Raw genomic sequence first — 19,333 nt, forward strand, 5'->3', positions numbered from 1 at the left:
TGTGCTCGGCGGGCTGGACGCGGACGCCCCGATGGCGCGTTCTGGTCTCGGATGCGGCTTGAAGCCGTACAACCTCACAGAGTGGTGATAGGCATCACATATCCGTAGAATCCTGAATGCCAGTTTCTTACCGTATTCGGCGATTCATTCAGCTACCCGCGGGAACGCACTTGCGTATACGTTCCCGCCCACAACTTCTTCATGGAATCTTCATTTTGTGGGCGGGGGATGGCGGGATGCCGGTGTCGGCGCGTCAGAGACGGTTACGGCGGGTGTTGTCGGCCGGGGTGAGCGGGTTGCTGGCGGCAGGGATGCTGCCCGCGCTTGCACCGTCCGCCTCGGCCGTGCCTCGCCCGTCGCGCGGCGGCGGCGCCAGCGTCACGGCGTCCAAAACGGACGCCCCGGCTCCTACCGAGGACGCGGCCCTGGAGCAGGCCGAGCGCACCGGGCGGGAGGTGGAAGTCGCTTCCCTGCGCGGTGAGTCGGTCGATGTTGTGGCCACTCCGGAGGGCAAGCTCCAGGCCCGGCAGTACCTGCGTCCGGTCCGCACCAGGGTGTCAGGTCAGTGGCGGGACATTGACACCGATCTGGTCAGACGCGGGGACGGGGCGGTTGCGCCGAAGGCCGCGGTCATCGGGCTTGAGTTCTCCGGTGGCGGGAGTGCGCCGTTGGTGACGATGCGTAAGGCGGGGCGTGAACTGGCGCTGTCCTGGCCCGGGTCGCTGCCCGCTCCGGTGCTTGACGGTGCTGAGGCCACCTACCGTGACGTGCTGCCCGGTGTGGACCTGCGGATGGGGGCGCAGGCGGACGGTTTCACCCAGCTGCTGATCGTCAAGTCGGCGGAGGCCGCGAGCAGTTCGGAGCTCGGGCAGCTGCGGCTGAAGCTGGCGGCGGACGGTGTGGAGGTCAAGGAGACCTCGGCCGGCGGGCTGAGTGCGGTGGACCGGGGCGCCGGTTCGCCGGTGTTCGAGGCGCCGACGCCGTTGATGTGGGATTCCAGCACGGGTGGCGGCTCGGGCGCGCTCCGCGAGGGGACTGTCCCGCCGAAGGCTGCCGGTAAGGCGAGGTCGGCCGCCGCAGACGGTTCCGGTGGTGGTGAACCTTCGGCGGGCGAGTCGGGCAAGCTCGCTCCTGTAGCGGTGGACGTCCCTGCTGGGGAAGACCAGGTCGTGCTCAAGCCCGACGCCGATGTACTCAGGGGCAAGGACACCGTCTATCCCGTCTTCATCGACCCCCAGTGGTCCACCCCGCGGGCGACGTCGTGGACGATGGCGTCGAAGTACTGGGCGTCCTCTCCGCAGTGGAAGTTCAACGGCGATCACGACGCGGGCATGGGCTACTGCAACTGGAACTACTGCCGGCCCAACGACACCAAGCGGCTCTTCTACCAGGTGCCGACCAGTGCCTTCGCGGGAAAGTCGATCCTGTCCGCCGAGTTCGTGGTCCGCAACACCTGGTCCGCATCCTGCAAGGAGCGGGAGGTCCAGCTGTGGCGCACCAAGGCCATCTCCTCCTCGACCACGTGGAATTCCCAGAACGCGTCAGGGTTCTGGCAGAAGCAGCTGGCCTCCGACAGCTTCGCGTACGGATATGAGGGCTGTGCGGCCAAGGACGGAGAGTTCAATGTCAGGCCGGCGGTGCAGGAGGCGGCGGACAGCAAATGGCCGACGCTGACCTTTGGGCTGAAGGCAGGGAGCGAGAGCGACGGGTACGCGTGGAAGCGGTTCTCGGACAAGGCGTATCTGCGGGTGACGTACAACCGTCCGCCGCCGCAGGTGAAGCCGTCGCAATTGACGATGGAGTACGGCGGCACCTGCAAGAGGTCGGGAGCGCCTGCCCGCGTCCGCACTCGCGGCAAGTTGTACGCGAACCGCGTCACCGATCCGGACGGGGACAAGGTCCAGGTGCAGTTCCAGGCCAGTTGGGACACGGGGGACGGCAAGGGCAACGTGGCCCGCTGGAAGCCGGCACTGTCGACGGCGAAGAAGTCCGGGTCCGGCTTCTCCATCGGCCTGCCCTCCTCCATCCCGGCGAACAAGGCGGTGAGCTGGTACGTGCGCGTCTATGACGGCGCCCAGTACTCGCCCTGGTCGTACGCCGGTTCACCTGAAGCCTGCTACTTCGTCTACGACACGTCGGTACCCGCGGCGCCCGCGATCTCCTCCGCCGCCTATCCGGCCTCCGACCCGGAAAACCCGGATGACCGCTGGTACGACGGCGTGGGCCAATACGGCAGCTTCACCCTGAAATCCGCGTCAACGGACGTCACCCGCTACCGCTACGGCCTCAACAACGACCCCACCGCGAAGAACGAGGTGAAAGTCTCCGGCGGCGCGGCGAAATCCGTCGATGTCCTCCCCGGCGAAGCGGGCGTCAACTTCGTGACCGCGCAATCCTTCGATGCCGCAGGCAACGGCAGCGAGATCCGCACCTACCCCTTCCGTGTCGCCGCCGGGCAACCCGAACGGGCCACCTGGCAACTGGACGAGACAGCCGGCGCCACTGAGGCCAAGGGCTCGACCCCGGCCCGTACCGCCGTCCTGCACGGCGGCGCGACACTCGGGACCGAGGGAGCGATCGGCACGGCCCTTTCCCTCAACGGCACCGACGGCTACGCGGCCACCGGTACGCCCGTCGTCGACACCTCGCTCGGTTTCGCCGTCTCCGCATGGGTGAAGTTGTCGGAGGTCCCCGGCCACCCGGCGATCATCGCCACCCAGCCGGGCAATCACCGCCCCGGATTCGAGCTGTACTACTCATCCGAGCTCAAGCGGTGGGTCTTCAACCAGTACACGGCCGACAGCACGGACGCCGGCATCGCCCGTGCGATGGCCGACGGGCCGGGCGGTGTCGCCGCACACGAATGGACCCACCTGGTGGGCGCCTACGACAGCGTCAGCAAAGCGCTGCTGCTCTACGTCAACGGCAAACTCGTCGGCCAGGCCCCTTACACAACCGCTTGGAACGCCCGGCGCGGCCTGCAGATCGGCGCGGGCTCCTACGACGGCACACCGGACGCGTTCTTCCCCGGTGCCATCGACGACCTCCAGATCTTCGACAGGCCCCTCTCTTCGTCCGAGGCCGGCCGCCTGTACGCCAAGGAACGCATCGATGGCCCCGGCCGGCCTGCCCGCGCGGTCTTCCCCCTCGACGAACCGCCGGGCGCACCACAGGTGACGGGCCACGGCGATGTCCTGCCCGCGGTCTTCCACGGCGGTGCCGAACCCGGACAGGACGGCGTGGCGGGCAGAGCGCTGTCTCTCGACGGCAAGGACGACTACGCGTCCGTCGGCGCGCCGCACTTCAATTCCGACCGCGCCTACGCGGTCAGCGCCTGGGCACGGGTCACCGACGGCAGTCGCAACCAGACGGTCATCGGCCAGGACGGCTCGTCCCTCAGTGCCTTCTACCTCTCCTACGAAGCGGCCGACGGTGTATGGAGCACCCGCATCGCCACCAAGGACGCCGACGACGGCACCATCGCCCGGCAACGCGTCACATCGAAACAGAAGGCAGGCATCGGCAGGTGGACCCATCTGGCCGCCGTCCGCGACACCGTGAACGGTACGGTCAGCCTCTACGTCAACGGCGCTCTCCAAGGCACCGCCGCCGCACCTGACTCGTTCTACGGAACCGGCGCACTGCAGATCGGCCGCGCGCTCTACCACGGCGCCTACACCGACTACTTCAACGGCCGGATCGATGATGTCCGCATCTTCGACCGTCCCGTGTCCGAGGACGAGGTCCACCAGCTCTTCCGGCAGCGTCCCGTTCTGACCGGCCGCTGGCAGTTCGACCAAGAGGCCGACGGGGGAGTCAATTCGGTGCCCGGCGGGCCCGCCATGGCACTGAGCGGTGCGTCGAAGACCACCCCGGAAGGCGCCTACATGGGTGACCGCGGGCTGGTGCTCGACGGCGTGCAGGACCATGCGTCCAGCACGGTGCCCTTCGATACCGGCACCAGCTTCACGGTGACGGCATGGGTGAAGGCAGCGGCTGTGCCGAAGCGGCCCGCTGCGCTGGTCAGCGCCGAAGGCAGCCACACCAGCAGCTTCGCCATCGGCTATTCACCGCCCCACCCGGGCACCGGCACCGGAACGGCCGGCTTCTGGGAGGTGTCCGTTCCCGAGACCGACACCGTGGACCCTCACCTGAACTGGGCGGGCAACGCGCAGTCCCTCACCGACGTCACGGACTGGAACCACATCGCGATCGTCTACGACGGCTTCGCCAAGCAGGTCCGGCTCTACGTCAACGGTGAACTCGGCGAATCCGCCTGCCTCGACGGGGACGGCGACGGGCAGGCGGACGACAGCCAGTGCACCGAAGCGGTGCCGTGGGCCGAGAACGTCCTTTCCTTTGAAGCGTTGCAGTCCCTCCAGATCGGGAGGGCGAAGGGCCACGACACCTTCGGCGACTACTGGCCCGGAGCGATCGACGACGTATGGACGTTCCAGGGCGCCTTGAGCGATCAACAGGTCAGCCGGATCGCAGGCGAGTGGTACGACCTGCCGACCGAGGTACCCGACGTGACCTGATCCACCGGCGCGGCATCCCACGCCGGCCGGGCAACCACGCGAGCAGTCAATGGAGTCGGTCACCGCAACGGCCATGATGGCGCCTGCGGTGCGCGAACGAGGGGCGGGACCGTGAGGAACGACAGAATCAGGCTGCGCAGACGCAGACCCCTGCGGCACAGAGTCGCCTTGGGGCTTTCCCTCGTGCTGGCCGGCTCCTTGCTGCCCGCGATGGTGCCGCCGCCGGCAGCGGCCGCGCCGGGTGCGGCCGACCGTATCGACACGGGCAAGCCGGTTCCCGGCGGCGACGGCATCCACGTCAAGCCCCGCAAGCTGCCCACGGGGCCACGCAGCCCACAGGAGACGCCGAAGAACGCCTGGCCTGCCGCTGCCACGGTCACGATCCCGCTCGCGGACGGCGACAGGAAACGCACGGCGCCGGCCAAGCCGCACCAAGCCGACGCGCTTCCCCTCACGATCACCCCCGCGAAGCCGACCGGGACGGCCGGACACGCGAAACCGGCTGCCGCAGGTGGATCCAGCGCCCCCGATGCGTTAAACGACACGAAGCCAGTCGTGCCGAGCGCGGTGACCGCACGCGTCCTCAGCCGCCGGCAGACCCACCAAGCCGGTGTCGACGGCATGCTGTTCACCCTCCAGCCGACCGAGAACTCCACGACCGGTTCCGCCCCCGCCGCAGGTCAGCAGCCCGGCCCATTACGCGTGCGCGTCGACTACTCCGCGTTCGCCGGTGTGTACGGTGGCGGCTACGCGGCGCGGCTGCGCCTGGTCGAGCTGCCGGCCTGTGCGGTCACCACCCCGGACAGGGCGGCCTGCCGCACCACGACACCGCTCGCCGCCCGCAACGACACCGAGAAGCACACCCTCACCGCCTCCTCCGTCGCGCTACGGGCGAGTGGTCCCACCGTCCTGGCGGCCGTCGGCGACGACAAGAGCATCAAGGGCGACTACAAGGCGACCGATCTCGCCCCCTCCGCGACGTGGGACACCAACCTCAACACCGGTGACTTCACCTGGTCCTACGACCTGCCCGTCCCGGAAGTCCCCGGCGGTCTCAAGCCCGACCTGGGCCTGTCGTACTCGTCCGGTTCCATCGACGGGCGCACCGGCAACAGCAACAACCAGGGGTCGTGGGTCGGCGACGGCTTCGAGCTGTCGCCCGGCTACATCGAGCGCCGCTACAAACCCTGCGCCGACGACGGCGTCAAGCACGCCGACGGCAACAAGCCCGGCGACCTGTGCTGGTCCTACGACAACGCCTTCATCTCCTTCAACGGCAAGGCGGGCGAACTGGTTCCGGCCGGCAAGGACGAGTGGAGACTCAAGACCGACGACGGCACCAAGATCAAGCACTTGACGTCATCGGCCCGGGACAACGGCGACGACGACAACGAGTACTGGGAGCTGACGGACCCCACCGGCACCCGCTTCTCCTTCGGCTACCACAAACTGCCGGGATGGGCCGCGGGCAAGGACACCACCGACTCCACCTGGACCGTCCCGGTCTTCGGCAACGACAGCGGCGAGCCCTGCCACAAGGACGCCTTCAAGGACTCCTGGTGCCGGCAGGGCTGGCGCTGGAACCTCGACTACGTCGTCGACCCGCACAACAACGCCGTCTCCTACTACTACGGCAAGGAGACCAACTCCTACGGCCGCGACCTGAACAAGGACGACGACACCCCCTACACCCGCGGCGGCTACCTCAAGCGCATCGAATACGGCCGCGCTTCCGGCGACCTCTACGCGGGCAAGCCGCTCGCCCAGGTGTCCTTCACCAACGCCGAGCGCTGCCTGCCCCAGGCCGGAGTCACCTGCGCGGCCGACACCATCGACTCCAAGAGCTTCTACTGGTACGACACGCCCTGGGATCTGAACTGCAAGGTCGGCTCCACCTGCGACCAGGGGCGGCTCTCGCCCACCTTCTGGACCCGCAAGCGGCTGACGGGTGTCACCACCGAGGTCCTCAAGGACGGCACGCTCACCCCGGTCGACTCCTGGGCCTTCACCCACCGCTGGGGCAAGGCCGACGTCGACTACCAGCTGGAACTGGAATCCATCCAGCACACAGGACACACCGCCACCACCCCCACCACGCTGCCGAAGACCACCTTCGCCTACACCCAGCTCGCCAACCGCCTCGACAAGACCGGCGACGGCTACGCCCCCTACGTCAAGGACCGCCTGTCCACCGTCGCCGACGAATACGGCGGCCAGACCGACGTCAACTACTCAGCGCCCGCCTGCTCGTTCGATGCCCTGCCCACCCCCGAGGCCAACACCACCCGCTGCTTCCCGCAGTTCATCGGCGGAAGCTCCAGCGCCGACATGGACAAGGAGTGGTTCAACAAGTACGTCGTCACCTCCGTCACCACCACCGACCGCACCGGCGGAGCCCCCGACCAGGTCACCCGCTACAGCTACCTCGGCGACGCGGCCTGGCACTACGACGATGACGACGGGCTGACCAAGGAGAAGTTCAAGACCTGGTCCCAGTGGCGCGGCTACGGCCACGTCCGCGTCAGGACCGGCGGGCAGGGCACCGCTGCCGACGCCATGAAGACGCAGGAGGACAGCTACTTCCTGCGCGGCATGGACGGCGACCGCAAGAACACCGGCGGCGGCACCAAGAACGTCAGCGTCGCCCTGGAATCCGGCGAAGGCGAACCCCTCACCGACGACTCATCCGCCGCCGGATTCCCCTACCGGACCGTCTCCTATTCCGCCCCCGACGGAAAGATCCTGGCCAAGACCGTCAGCCGGCCCTGGCACCACGAGACCGCCAAGAAGATCCGCGACTGGGGAACCGTCACCGCCAACTTCACCGGCACGGCCACCACCCGCGCCTGGACCTCCCTGGACGACGGGGCCGGCGCCAAGTGGCGTACGACCACGACTGATTCGACCTTCGACACGGTCGCCGGACGCGTCACCGAGGTCAACGACCACGGCGACGACACCACCACGGACGACGACCGCTGCACCCGCACCACCTACGCCACCAACACCGGCAAGAACATCCTCACCCTGCCCGCGCGGGCCGAGACCGTTGCCACCGCCTGCGGCAGCACCCCCGACCGGTCCAAGGACGTCATCTCCGACGTCCGCACCGCCTACGACACCGCCGCCTACGGAGCCGCCCCCACCAAGGGCGACGCCACCGCCACCGCCACGCTCAAGAAGCACGACGGCACCACCGTCACCTACCTCGAATCCGGCACCACCTACGACACCTACGGCCGCCCCGAGAAGGTCACCGACCTGACGGCTGACGTCACCGCCATCGGCGACAGCGCCCCCACCCGCACCGCCCGCACCGACGGCCGCACCACCACCACGACCTACGCCCCCACCACCGGCTTCCCCACCAAAACCGTTACCACCACACCCCCCGCCAATCCCAAGGACCCCGCCACAGCCCAGACCACCACCACCGAACTCGACCCCCTGCGCGGCCGGCCCACCGCCACCACCGACACCAACGGCAAACGCACCACCATGACGTACGACGCACTGGGACGGGCCTGGATGGTGTGGCTGCCGGACCGCGGCTCCGCGACCCTGCCCACCTACCAGTTCAACTACTTCGTCGAAGAGGGCAAACCCACCGCCGTCGCCACCCGCACCCTCAACCCCACAGGCGGCACCCAGGCCGTCTCCTACGCCCTTCTGGACGGCTACCTCCGCCCCCGACAGACACAAGCCCCGGGGCCGGACGCAGGACGGGTGATCAGCGACACCTTTTACGACGAACGCGGCCTGCAGTCACGGTCGTTCGCGCCGTACTACACCACCGGCCGACCGGCCCGCGACCTCTTCAAACCGGCCGACGCGCTCTCCGTCGAAACCCAGACCTGGAAGACATACGACGGCCTGGGCCGCGAAACCGAGAGCCGTGACGTCGCCGGCAACGGAGACGGCGGCAAGGTCCTCGCCGTCACCAGCTCCCTCTACGGCGGCGACCGCACCACCGTCATCCCGCCCACCGGCGGCACCGCCACCACCACGGTGACCGACGCCCGCGGCCAGACCACCCAACTCCTCCAGCACCACACCCGCGCCGCCAACGCCCCGGCCGAGACCACCCGTTACACCTACACACCCGCAGGCCAGCTGGCCAAGGTCACCGACCCCGCAGGTACCACCTGGACCTACACCTACGACCAGCGCGGCAACCAGATCGCCTCCTCGGACCCGGACAAGGGCACCACGAAGACCACCTTCGACGACCGCGGCCGGCAGATCAGCACCACCGACGCACGCGGCAAAACCCTCGCCTCCGTCTACGACGGCCTCGGCCGCAAGACCGAACTGCGGGACGACAGCCCCACCGGCCCACTGCGCGCCTCATGGCTCTACGACACCCTCACCGGGGCCCGGGGCCAACTCGCCGAATCCACCCGCTACATCGACAGTCAGCCCTACGTCCACAAGGTCACCCAGTACGACAAGCTCTACCGGCCCCAGCGCACCGCCACCGTCATCCCCGAATCCGAGGGCAAACTGGCCGGCACCTACCAGGACGGCACCGGCTACTACACCAACGGGCTCACCAAGTCGCGTACGTTCTCCGCCGCCGGAAACATCCTCGGCAAGGGCTGGAACTACGACTACGCAGACGACACCATGCGTCTGACGTCCGTCTACGGCTCCAGCATCCGCTCCGACGCCACGTACTCCCTCACCGGGCGTCCCCTGACGTACAGGCTCAGCGGCGACGGCGGCAAACCCACCCAGGTCACCAACTCCTACGAGTGGGGCACCCAGCGGCTGTCGAACACCCGCGTCGACCGCCAGGACGTGCCCGGCGTCGACAAGTCCGCCACCTACGGTTACGACCAGACGGGCAACGTCACCTCCCTCTCCGACGTCTCCCGCGCCGGCACCGACACCCAGTGCTTCACCTACGACTACCTCCGCCGCCTCACCGACGCCTGGACCCAGGACCAGAAGACCTGCGCCGCGAACCCGGCCGGCAGCCTCATCGCCGGCCCCGCCCCGTACTGGCAGTCCTACAGCTACGACGCATCCGGCAACCGCACCGCCCTCACCCAGCACGACCCGTCCGGCGGCACCGCCAAGGACACCACAAGCACCTACACCTACCCCAAGCCCCAGACCACGCAGCCCCACAGCCTCACCACGGTCGACACCACCGGCCCGACCGGCACCACCAAGAACACCTACACCTACGACCCCGCGGGCAACACGCTCAGCCGCACCCTGCACGGAGACCGGCAGACCCTCGACTGGGACGCCGAAGGCCACCTCACCAAGGTCACCGAACCGACAGACGACGCCGGCACCAAGACCACCGCCTACGTCTACGACGCCGACGGCAACCGCCTCCTCACCCGCACCGGCACCAAAACCACCCTCTACCTCGGCGACCACACCGAAGTCACCCTCGACAAAGGCGCCGACAAGCCCAAAGCCACCCGCTACATCCCCCTCGGCAGCGGCAACCAGGCAGTCCTCGCCGACGACGGCACCTACACCCTCACCCTCGCCGACCACCTCGGCACCGGCCAACTCGCCGTCAACGCCGCCGACCAGACCCTCACCCAACGCCGCAACCTCCCCTTCGGCACCCCCCGCGGCGACCGGCCGACCACCTGGCCCGGCTCCAAGGGCTACGTCGGCGGCACCGACGACACCACCGACACCGGCCTGACCCACCTCGGCGCCCGCGAATACGACCCCGACACCGGCCGCTTCCTCTCCGTCGACCCCGTCATGGACCTGACGGACCCCCAGCAGATGAACGGCTACACCTACGGCAACAACAACCCGCTGACCTTCAACGACCCGAGCGGGACGATGTTCGCCAACCCCGACGGCTCCGGCAGCGCCAGCGGCGTCGTACAGAACAAACACGGCGGCATGCGCCTCTCCGGCTCAAAGGACTACATCCCCGGTCCCGGCGCCTGCATCAAGCCGTACTGCGGCGGGTACTCCGAAGAGCGACGAGGCAGCCTCGGCAGCAGAGCCGGCGCCGCCTACCGCTCGGGGCTCCCAGGAATCTCGAAGATCAATCCACTTGACCCGTCGGAACCTCAGATAATCGCCCTCTGGGCTCTCGGGGCAGCGCCATCGGCATGGGATTTCTGGGAAGGCGACAGATTTACCGCGGACGTCAAGAATATGGACTGGATACAGATCGTTAAGCTGATGTTGGCGAATTTCGAAGGAAAGGCAGTGGGGGACAGTGTTGGCGGCGGTGCGATAAACTATCATGCCACCTCTGCTGCCGATTTGTATCACATTCCGGTATGGGCGCTCCCCGCATTCGATGCAATACGGTTCACCGACCGAGCCGTGGGAATGGATGCGGCTGGTCCGGCCGCAGCTCAAGCAATACTTGGTTCCTACACGCTCCGCGCCCGCTTCGATTCCTACGATACGAAGACGAAAAACGCAGGCGTGACATTCACCCTCAAAAACCCGATGACTCGCGCCTCGGCTACTCGGGATGCCAGTGCGTCTGGGTATGAGAAGGGGAAGAGTAATTCTCTCATGGAGAAGGTTTCTGAGATGGGGCTGGATTTTGCCCCACGCGGGCAGAGGGATGCGGCGATGACAGTTCGCTGGAGAGACCAAGTCAAGATGACACACCCACTCAAAATTAAGTGAGCCATGAGGTTTCCATATGGCGGAATATGCATGACTCGAAACGAACGGAAAATCCAGCTGTGACGCGCTACAGAAAACTCTTCTTCGCGGGCCTCGCATCATTCTCCATCCTGGCGACATCATGCTCGACAGCCTACGAGCCACTGCCACGGGCGCCTCACTTCAAAGTCGGTGAGCTGTTGGGTGAGTGGCACGGGCCCGAAGGCGCTCGTCTCTCCTTGAGGAAAGGGGGGGAGGTGACGGCAGTGCGGCTTCGAGGACAAGAAATGGATTTCGAGGACCACTGGAGTATTTCCGGAAAAGGGAGTTGGCGGATCCTTAGCCCTTACGAAGGTGGCCGCACCGTAGCCGATGGGCGCTTTGTGCAAGTAGCCATAACGAACGGAATATCGCGTGACGCGAAGGTCGGGCAAGCGCAGATCGACGGCTCCGATACCACTCCGGCGAACCGAAAAAAGAGTCCGACCGATTACACTTGGGCGATGAGCGTCGAGGGAGAAGGGAAAGAACTACGCCTTTACTACGTTGTGGGTGACCCCGACGCGCGATGGTTTTGCCGATTTACTCACGCGTAATGAGAATGTGAGGTGCCACGTGGCTCTCTGCACGTCAGGCTGATCGGAACGTGTCGTGCGTAAGGCTTGGTGTTTATCGTCAGCGTTCGAAAGTCGCATCGAATACGGCCGCAGGCCCGACGTGCAGACCTGGACCAATCTCGGCACCTGAAAGGCAATCGGCAACGGGCCTCGTAGACGGCCCGCTGCGCTTCGCCCACGGTCTCTCCGGTGTCCAGCGCGCCTTCGGCGATGAAAGCCGCATCGTGCGCTTCAAACCCCGAAACCGCTCACGAATCGACCTCGGCGACAACTGAGCGTTCTCCCTCTGCTGGAACCAATGGCTCGTCCCGCCCGGGGCGCCGGACACCACCGCACCGGATCCCTGCCCCGATACCGGGCCAGAGAGGGGGCACCGCCACACCCCGCTAGCCCCAAATGCCCTGCCGCCCCAGGGCTTTACGCGTGGACCGCCCCTGGCTCACCCCCGCCGCCGCCCTGCACCGCTGGTGGCAAGCCTGGGCGAACTCCGGCTGTGCGAGGTACTCGCCGATGCGGCCCGCCTGGTCCGAGGCGAGCGCGTTCATCGGATACAGCAGAACGGCCTTGCCCCCACGCCGGCCCAGGGCCCTCTCACGGCGCGGCAGTGGTCGAGCGCCGGGACGAGGAAGGACTCGGTCTTCCCGGAACCCGTGCCCGTCGTGACCAGCGTCGGCAGGGCGGGCCGTGGAGCGTGCTCAGCCGCTCGTACGCCTTCGTCTGATGCCGATACGGGGCGAACCCTGGAACCCACTCCAGGTGCTTCTCCCAGCCGGCCTCGGCCTCGTGGAAGGGAGCTCATCCGCAGAAAGGGACCGCGGAGCATCCCGGTCTCGGGATGCTCCAGACACCTCTCCAGCGCCCGCTGGGTGTGCTCGCCGGTGAGCGCGTACGTCGTTGTGAAGTACTGGGTGAGACGTCCCGTAACTGCGCGGCGGCCAGAGTGGGCCTCACGACGTTCTCCCCTGATTCACACCAGGTCGGTGAGCTGCGTCAACGATATACGGAGCTGTCGACATCGCTCCTGGCAATGACGGTCCGCGAATGATTCCAGCCAGTGACTGGCCAGTGCCGTCGAGCGCCCCGCTCGGCGGCGGCACTCTCACGTACAGTCTTCGGACCTGTGGGGGCGATTTTGGGGGAGCGGTATACATGACCGAGACGGGGCATCCGTATCCCGTTGAGGAGTTTCTGACGGCGGTGCGCGCCGAGATCCTTGCGGAACACCGGAGCGACGCCGACGGGGCCGTGAAGGTTGCCCTCTCCAAGGGGCGGCTTCTCGCGCACTCCGGGGGGACACGCGAGTATCTCTTCGAGTGCCGCACTTGGCAGGACAGCCTGGACGGTGTCCCCGTCCTCGCCCGGCCGTCACGTTCCCGGAAAGCATGGGATCCGGCCGAGGCATCCCGCGCTCCGGACGGGACCGTACGGCTCGTGACGAGAGCCGATCTCGGAATCGCGCCCGCGAACGTCCAGATCCGCAAGGACGACGCGGCCGGCTGGGCCGCCCTGGCTGAACGCCTGGAGACGGCCGGCGGGCAGGACAGCCCCGTCGATCCTGGCCACGCCGGCTGGCTGGTCGGGCGGGGCAACCCCCGTACCGGCCGTGCCGAGGACCCGGGGCGATGGGTGGCGAACTGGGCGGGACTCCAGCTGAACCCGCGTCAGCGTGACGCCGTCGCACAGGCCCTCGCCAGCGACGTGCTCTTCCTGTGGGGGCCGCCCGGCACCGGCAAGACGGATGTCGTCGGCCACATCGTCGAAGGCAGTTTCCGCCAAGGGCTCAGGGTCCTCTTCCTCGCCCCCACGAACGTCGCAGTGGACCAGGCGCTGGAGCGGATGTGCTCCCTGCTGGAGCACGAGGAGGGCTTCGCCGAGGGAATCGTCCAGAGGGCCGGGAACATCGTCCTGCCGTCGCTGCGCAGCCGCTACGGCGACCAGGTCGACCCTGCCCGTATCGCCGCTCTGCTCGTGGAGAGCATCGACCGGCAGATCGGCACGGCTACCGACCAACTCAAGGGCGCGAGGGCGGCGATCGCCCTGCACGACCGCGTCCGGGACCTGGAGTCGGACCTGGCCACCGCCACGGCGGAGATGGCCGAGGCCGGTCGCGACCACGCTGCGGCGGCTCGGACGGTGGCGACAGCGGACACCCTGACCGTACAACTGCGTTTGAAGATGGAGAAAGTGGGATCCCCGACCGGATTCCGTGCGGAGCGCAGAGCGGCGAAACTGAGTGACCTCTGGACGGCCCTGGCGGCCGAAGAGGACCGCGCGGCACAGGCCAGGGAGGCTGTCGCGCGCGCCGTCCGTCGCCACACGGCGGGCGAGAAGCAGGCGGCCGAAGCCCGCCGCGTCCTCTCCGGGGCCTACGCCGCCGTCGTGGGGATCCCGCCCCGGCAGACCGTCGTCGAGTCCGCCGTCGCACTCCAGAAGCTCATCGACGAGCTCGGGCAGAAACGCAAGCGCATTCAGGACGAGGTCCGGTCCCACTGCCGGGTGCTCGGAGCGACCGTGGCCAGAGCCGTCCAGTCGAGGAAGCTGCTCGACGAGATCGATGTCGTGGTGATCGACGAGGCCGGAATGGTCAACCTGCCCTCGGCATGGTTCGCCGCCGGTCTCGCCCGCAAGCGCGTGATCGTGGCGGGCGACTTCCGGCAGTTGCCCGCCGTGACCAAGGGCGACAGCGACCGGGAGGCGAGCGAGGAGGAGCGGGCCCACTCCCGCGAATGGACAGCGCGAGACGCCTTCCACGCCGCCGGTCTGGTCGACCCTTCCGGTCGGGTGGGCCAGGACCCTCGGCTGGTGGCGCTCGACACTCAGTATCGGATGAGGGAACCGATCTGCGCGGTCGTCAACGAGGTGGCGTACTCCGACGCACCGCTCAGGACCGGGCGGGGCGAAACGAGCCGCCTGCCGTTCACCCCGCTCATCGACTCCCCGGTGATCCTGATCGACACATCCGGCCGTCGGATAGCCGGCGGCGGTCGCAAGCCCCACATGACGAACGCTGTCCATGCCGCCGTCATCCACGAACTGGTCCGAGGGCTCCAGTTCGAGAGAGTCCTCCCCGGCCGCAAGTGGCAGGAGGTCCCCGAGGGAGAACGGGCGACCGACCGGCTCGCCGTCATCTCGCCGTACCGGGAGCAGGTCAAGGCCCTCAAGAGCAGCCTGGCCCACCGATTCGGGGAGGATTACGACGGCCTGGTCGACACCGTCCACCGGTTCCAGGGCAGCCAGCGCCCCGTCGTGCTCCTCGACACAGTGGCGGGCGCCGGCAAGGACCCCGGCTTCTTCTACAGCGGAACGGGGCTGTCCTCGCAGACCTGCCGCCTTCTCAACGTCGCTCTCAGCCGGGCCCAGGACCACTTGGTCGTCGTGGCGGACGTCGCCTTCCTGCGCAAGCACCTGGCCCCGCACAGCGAGGCATTGGCGATGATCGACCATTTGGAAGCGCACGCGCAGACCATCTCCGCCGATCAGCTGATCCCCATCCGGGATGCGGACCAGCTTGCCGTTCTGTCGGAGGAGGAGCTGGCACGGCCCGCGTTCTTCGAACACAGCGAGGTCTTGAGCGCGGTGGAGTGGGACGTGGAGCGCGCCCGGCGCAGCATCGAGCTGTACTCGGCGTTCATGGATGCGCCTCCGGTCCGCCGGTGGGCCCGGATGCTCGGGCCGAGGACGGCTGCCGGTATCCAGGTGACGGTCTTCACCCGCCCTCCGGAAGAGCAGCAGGAACCGTCCCGCGTGGCACGGCACCGGGAACTCGTGCAGCAACTGGAGGCTGTCGGCTGCCGGGTTGAGTTCCGCGACCGCATGCACGAGAAGGTTCTCATCCTCGACGGTTCGGTCCTGTGGCACGGTTCGAAGAACCTGCTCGCGAACATCGGGCCGACGGATTTGATGATGCGCTACACCGACCCGGCCTCCTGCGACCGCGTACGGCGGCTGATGGAGCGCACCCGCATGGAACGCCCGGCGCGGGGGCCGTGGCGCCCGGCCGAGCAGGCTGCTCCGGCGCCCGAGGTGCCGGCCCAGCGAGCGGAGGAGGCCGACAAGGTGTACCCGGGGCTGATCCGAAACGGCCGCCTGTACCTCAAAGTCCCGTATGCGCAGAAGGACGAGGCGAAGCGCCTGCTCAGAGCCCGGTGGGACAAAGAGGCCGAGCACTGGTGGGTCGACGCGGCCAAGTTCACCCGGGAGCAGGCGGCGCGCTGGCTGCCATAGCCGCTGATGCCGGGCGCTGCGCGGTACCCCGGCCGTCAGACGCTTGCGGCCAGATAGCGGCCGTACAAGGACAGCTGATCCTTCGGCTGGGGTGCGTGGTGGCTGCCGCTGTCCTCCGGTGACATGTCTTCACGTCCGTTTCCTCGCAGGAGTGGCTTCCTTCCACCGTGACCGTCACATCGTAGGCCGCTGTACCTTCGGAGCCCGGTGAGAGGGGGAGCTGATGCCGGGGATTCGTTACGACCAGCGTGTGCTGGTGCTCGTCGTCGGAAGCCCGCCGGCTCTCCCGCATGGACTTGCCCGGCGGTTCCGCTCCGAGGGTTGTCACAACGTACGGCCGCTCTACGGCCGGGAGCGAAGGCACATCGTGCCGCGTCGCGACGAAGACAGTCGGCGTCGTACGTTCCGCCTCGTGGCCTGGCTGCTCGCCATGACCTTCTGTGCCGTGGTCGCCCGGCACCACAGCGGTGTGCGGATCTGGGTGTGGGCCGGTGCAGCGGTGTTGTGCTTTGCCGGAGGAGCCCGATTGGCGTATGGCATGTTCGCGGCCGGCGGTCGCGTGGCGAGCCTTTTCATGGCCGGTGTGGTGTCTGTCTACCTCCTTGTTGTCGCGTTCGGCGCGGGCATGGAGGACGACAGAGGCTGGACCCCGGTGGAGATGCTGTCGCTCTTTGCCATCACGGCGACGGTGGGAGGGATCTGGCTGCTGGTCCGCCAGTGGACGTGGGGCGAATGGCTAGCCTGGGCGGCACCGCTCGTGTTCACGGCTGTCGTGTGCTGCACGCGTTGTACGCGGACAGTCTCGGGCTGACACCCTATGACCTCGACGTTTCGGGGATCTGGCAGGCCGCATCGGCGGTGAAGCTGTCGATCTTGCTCAGGTACGCCCTGTTCGTCCCGGCTCTGTGAGGGATCGCGAAGCATGTGCACGCCCCGTTCGTCAGCCCTGTCGAACGGCTCGGCGTCCCGCTGTACGTCCTCACCCAGGTGACGGTGGTGGCGATGTGCGCGCTGGACTCGGCGGGAGAAGCGGTGGAGGACTTCCGCACGGCCGCAGTTCGGAAGACGGATCCGCCTTCGTACTTCGGGGTGACGCCGGAGTGGACGTGCGTCGGGCCGACGGTCCCCGCGGCGAAACTCGGCAGCCGAAGTGGCGTGCTCCGTCCCGAGCGGCCGTACCTCTCGTTCGGGGCGGCCGGAGGAACGGTGTCACTGTGGGAAGAGCTGGCGGGCACGGCGCTCCAGATCCGCCGAGCAGGTGCGCCTCGTCCTGCGGCCGATGGCCGGGTTCGGTGCTCCTTCTCGTACGCGAGCCTGCCGAAGGACGGCTGACCCGTACCAGCCCAGGGAGCACTTATCGGGATCGAAGGACGACATCTGGTCCCGATCAGGGGTTGCTTCGCCTTGCCGGCTTCCAGGGGAGGAGCAGGGGCCCGCTTCTTGGCCTGGCACCTGCCCGCCTTGTGGGAGTGGGCAGGTCGTTGTCGCTCCCGCACCGTCTCCCCAGGGTGGCGGCCGTCCCCGAGCTCTGCCGCGATGGTGACGGAGTATCCCTCCAGGGCCCGCTCTGCACCGAGGGCGGGCAGCTCCTCTTGGGAGGTGTCCCGGTCCCGGCCAGCCCGTGCTTGACCAGCTCGCGGCTGGCGGGCATGGCTCCATGATGTCGGTCGGACATATGGTGCGGGGCATGACGTGAGCTGGCGTCCGGAGCCTGCGGAGGCTGACCCGCGGGGAGAGCTGGCTTTGGCAGCCTGTTCACCGACTGTCGGCTGTGACGCTCGTTTGACGCTCCAGGTACCCACACGCAGGACGGCGAGCTGAGAAATGGTGTCTGACCTGGGTTTTTCCGTGATGCGCTCAGGCCGACATCTTCCCGGTTACGCATCATGTGGAGTGCGTGGCGATCCTGGAGCCGACGGCCAAGCGGGCCTGACCTGCGGTTCCTTCGGGGCGTATGGCGTATGGCGTGTGGCGTATGGCGTGTGGTGTGGGCGTTGCCGGTGAGGTTCTGACGCTGTTTCGACGCTCGTGAGGACGGAATCGGCTACGTGTGGAAGTCGAAGTGAAGGTGGTCGTCATCCAGGTACTTGATGGTGACCACACAGCCTTTCTGCACTCTCGATGAGTAAAAGGCGGGGATGGTGTCCCGGCCTTCCACCTGCCTGGTCGTGCCGTCCTCCTGCCACGAGAGGCGATACCAGATGGTGGAGGCACCGCTGTCGTTCGAGCTCAGATAGCGAACTGCCTCCACCAGGGCCTGAATGTCCCGCCCGTGCGTCTCGATCCTGTGGTCGCGGATGAAGAGGCGGACGATGTGGGCGATGCCGCCCACGGCGAGAGCGATGGAGAGAGCGACGACGAACGTGATCATGGATGTGCCCCTCGCGCGGGTATGGCCGAGCTGATCGCCGGCGCAACGCCTGACGCCCTCACCCTCGCACGCTCGATGCGGAAAGACTGCACGTCAGAGCATCTTTACGTAGTCGAATCCGTAGTTACACGGATGTGCGGAGCCCGCCGGGATCGGCAGGCTCCGCTGTCATGGGTCTGTTCAGTTCTCTTCGTGACATGTTCTCCGGCGCTACCACGTACAACGTCCTGGAAGGCGCCCCCGCTCTCACCCCCGGGCAGGACCGCGGCCTGGCCCTCGGCGCCATGTACGCGGTCGAGGGGCATCTGCCGATCAACGCCCTCACCATGGAGGCCGACGCGGGCACCGCGGCGAGGCTGGCGAAGGGATCGTGGGACACCGTCGACGCGGAGTCGGCGCGTGCCACGTACCGCTACCTGCTCGGCGGCGGGCACGACGTCGCGTACCGGATGCTGCTGCCGTACCTGGAGGCGTACCTGGCGGTGGCCCCCACCCGCAAGCGCGCGGCGCTCAAGGAGCCGCACGAGCGCGCCCTGCGCGAACTGCCCGAACTCGCCCTGCGCCACGACCTCGACCCGACGCGGCTGCGCAACCAGTTCATCAACGGCGCCCACTACTACGGCAACCTCGTCACCTACGGCAGCCCCGAGCCGCTGCCGCGCAGCATCGTCGCGTGGGACGCCGCCCGCGTCGTTCACGTGAGCCGGATCTTCTCGGACGCGGGGTTCGTCGAGCCGGACGAGGCGTGGGCGGCGATGGAGCAGGCGGTGGAGCTCGCCCGGTCCGCGTACCGGTCCTGGGAGGAGTACGAGTCCGCGTTCCGCACCGGGCGGCTGTTCTGGCAGTTGGGCGCCAAGCGCTTCGACCAGACCAAGGCCGGGGACGACGTGGAGAAGTTCGAGCGGGCGGCCAAGGAGCTGCTGGCCGACGACGGCAGTCCCTGGAAGCGACTGGCCTGGTAACCCCCCCCG

7 protein-coding genes are annotated in these 19,333 nt (G+C 67.7%); 6 read left to right on the top strand and 1 reads right to left on the bottom strand.

Annotation, left to right across the window (positions count from 1 at the left end):
- The first annotated feature begins 236 nt into the window (after nt 1–236).
- The 5 genes from ACIBK8_RS15995 to ACIBK8_RS16015 all read left to right on the top strand — a co-directional run bounded on the left by ACIBK8_RS15995 (nt 237) and on the right by ACIBK8_RS16015 (nt 17,323).
- On the top strand, nt 237–4,538 hold the full coding sequence (locus ACIBK8_RS15995) for a LamG-like jellyroll fold domain-containing protein (RefSeq protein WP_399042416.1): 4,302 nt from the start codon (nt 237–239) through the stop codon (nt 4,536–4,538).
- Between the two features lie 621 nt (nt 4,539–5,159).
- Nucleotides 5,160–11,171: an RHS repeat domain-containing protein gene (locus ACIBK8_RS16000; protein WP_399042596.1), complete on the top strand. Its 6,012-nt coding sequence runs from the start codon at nt 5,160–5,162 to the stop codon at nt 11,169–11,171.
- Nucleotides 11,172–13,198: 2,027 nt separating this feature from the next.
- Nucleotides 13,199–15,991, top strand: a complete 2,793-nt coding sequence (locus tag ACIBK8_RS16005) for an AAA domain-containing protein (protein ID WP_399042417.1) — start codon at nt 13,199–13,201, stop codon at nt 15,989–15,991.
- A gap of 412 nt (nt 15,992–16,403) precedes the next feature.
- The gene (locus ACIBK8_RS16010; protein WP_399042418.1) at nt 16,404–16,802 is read left to right on the top strand and encodes a hypothetical protein; all 399 of its coding nucleotides are present in this window, start codon (nt 16,404–16,406) and stop codon (nt 16,800–16,802) included.
- Between the two features lie 113 nt (nt 16,803–16,915).
- A complete protein-coding gene (locus ACIBK8_RS16015; protein ID WP_399042419.1) occupies nt 16,916–17,323 on the top strand; it encodes a hypothetical protein in 408 nt (135 codons plus the stop codon).
- A gap of 712 nt (nt 17,324–18,035) precedes the next feature.
- On the opposite strand, the gene ACIBK8_RS16020 is transcribed toward ACIBK8_RS16015, so the two are convergent.
- On the bottom strand, nt 18,036–18,362 hold the full coding sequence (locus ACIBK8_RS16020; protein WP_399042420.1) for a hypothetical protein: 327 nt from the start codon (nt 18,360–18,362) through the stop codon (nt 18,036–18,038).
- A gap of 197 nt (nt 18,363–18,559) precedes the next feature.
- On the opposite strand from ACIBK8_RS16020, the gene ACIBK8_RS16025 reads away from it, so the two are divergent.
- Entirely contained in the window at nt 18,560–19,324 is a 765-nt protein-coding gene (locus ACIBK8_RS16025; RefSeq protein ID WP_399042421.1) for a DUF1266 domain-containing protein, read from the top strand.
- The last annotated feature ends 9 nt before the right edge of the window (nt 19,325–19,333 follow it).

The organism is Streptomyces sp. NPDC050161 (assembly GCF_044460025.1).
Taxonomy (GTDB): Bacteria; Actinomycetota; Actinomycetes; order Streptomycetales; family Streptomycetaceae; genus Streptomyces.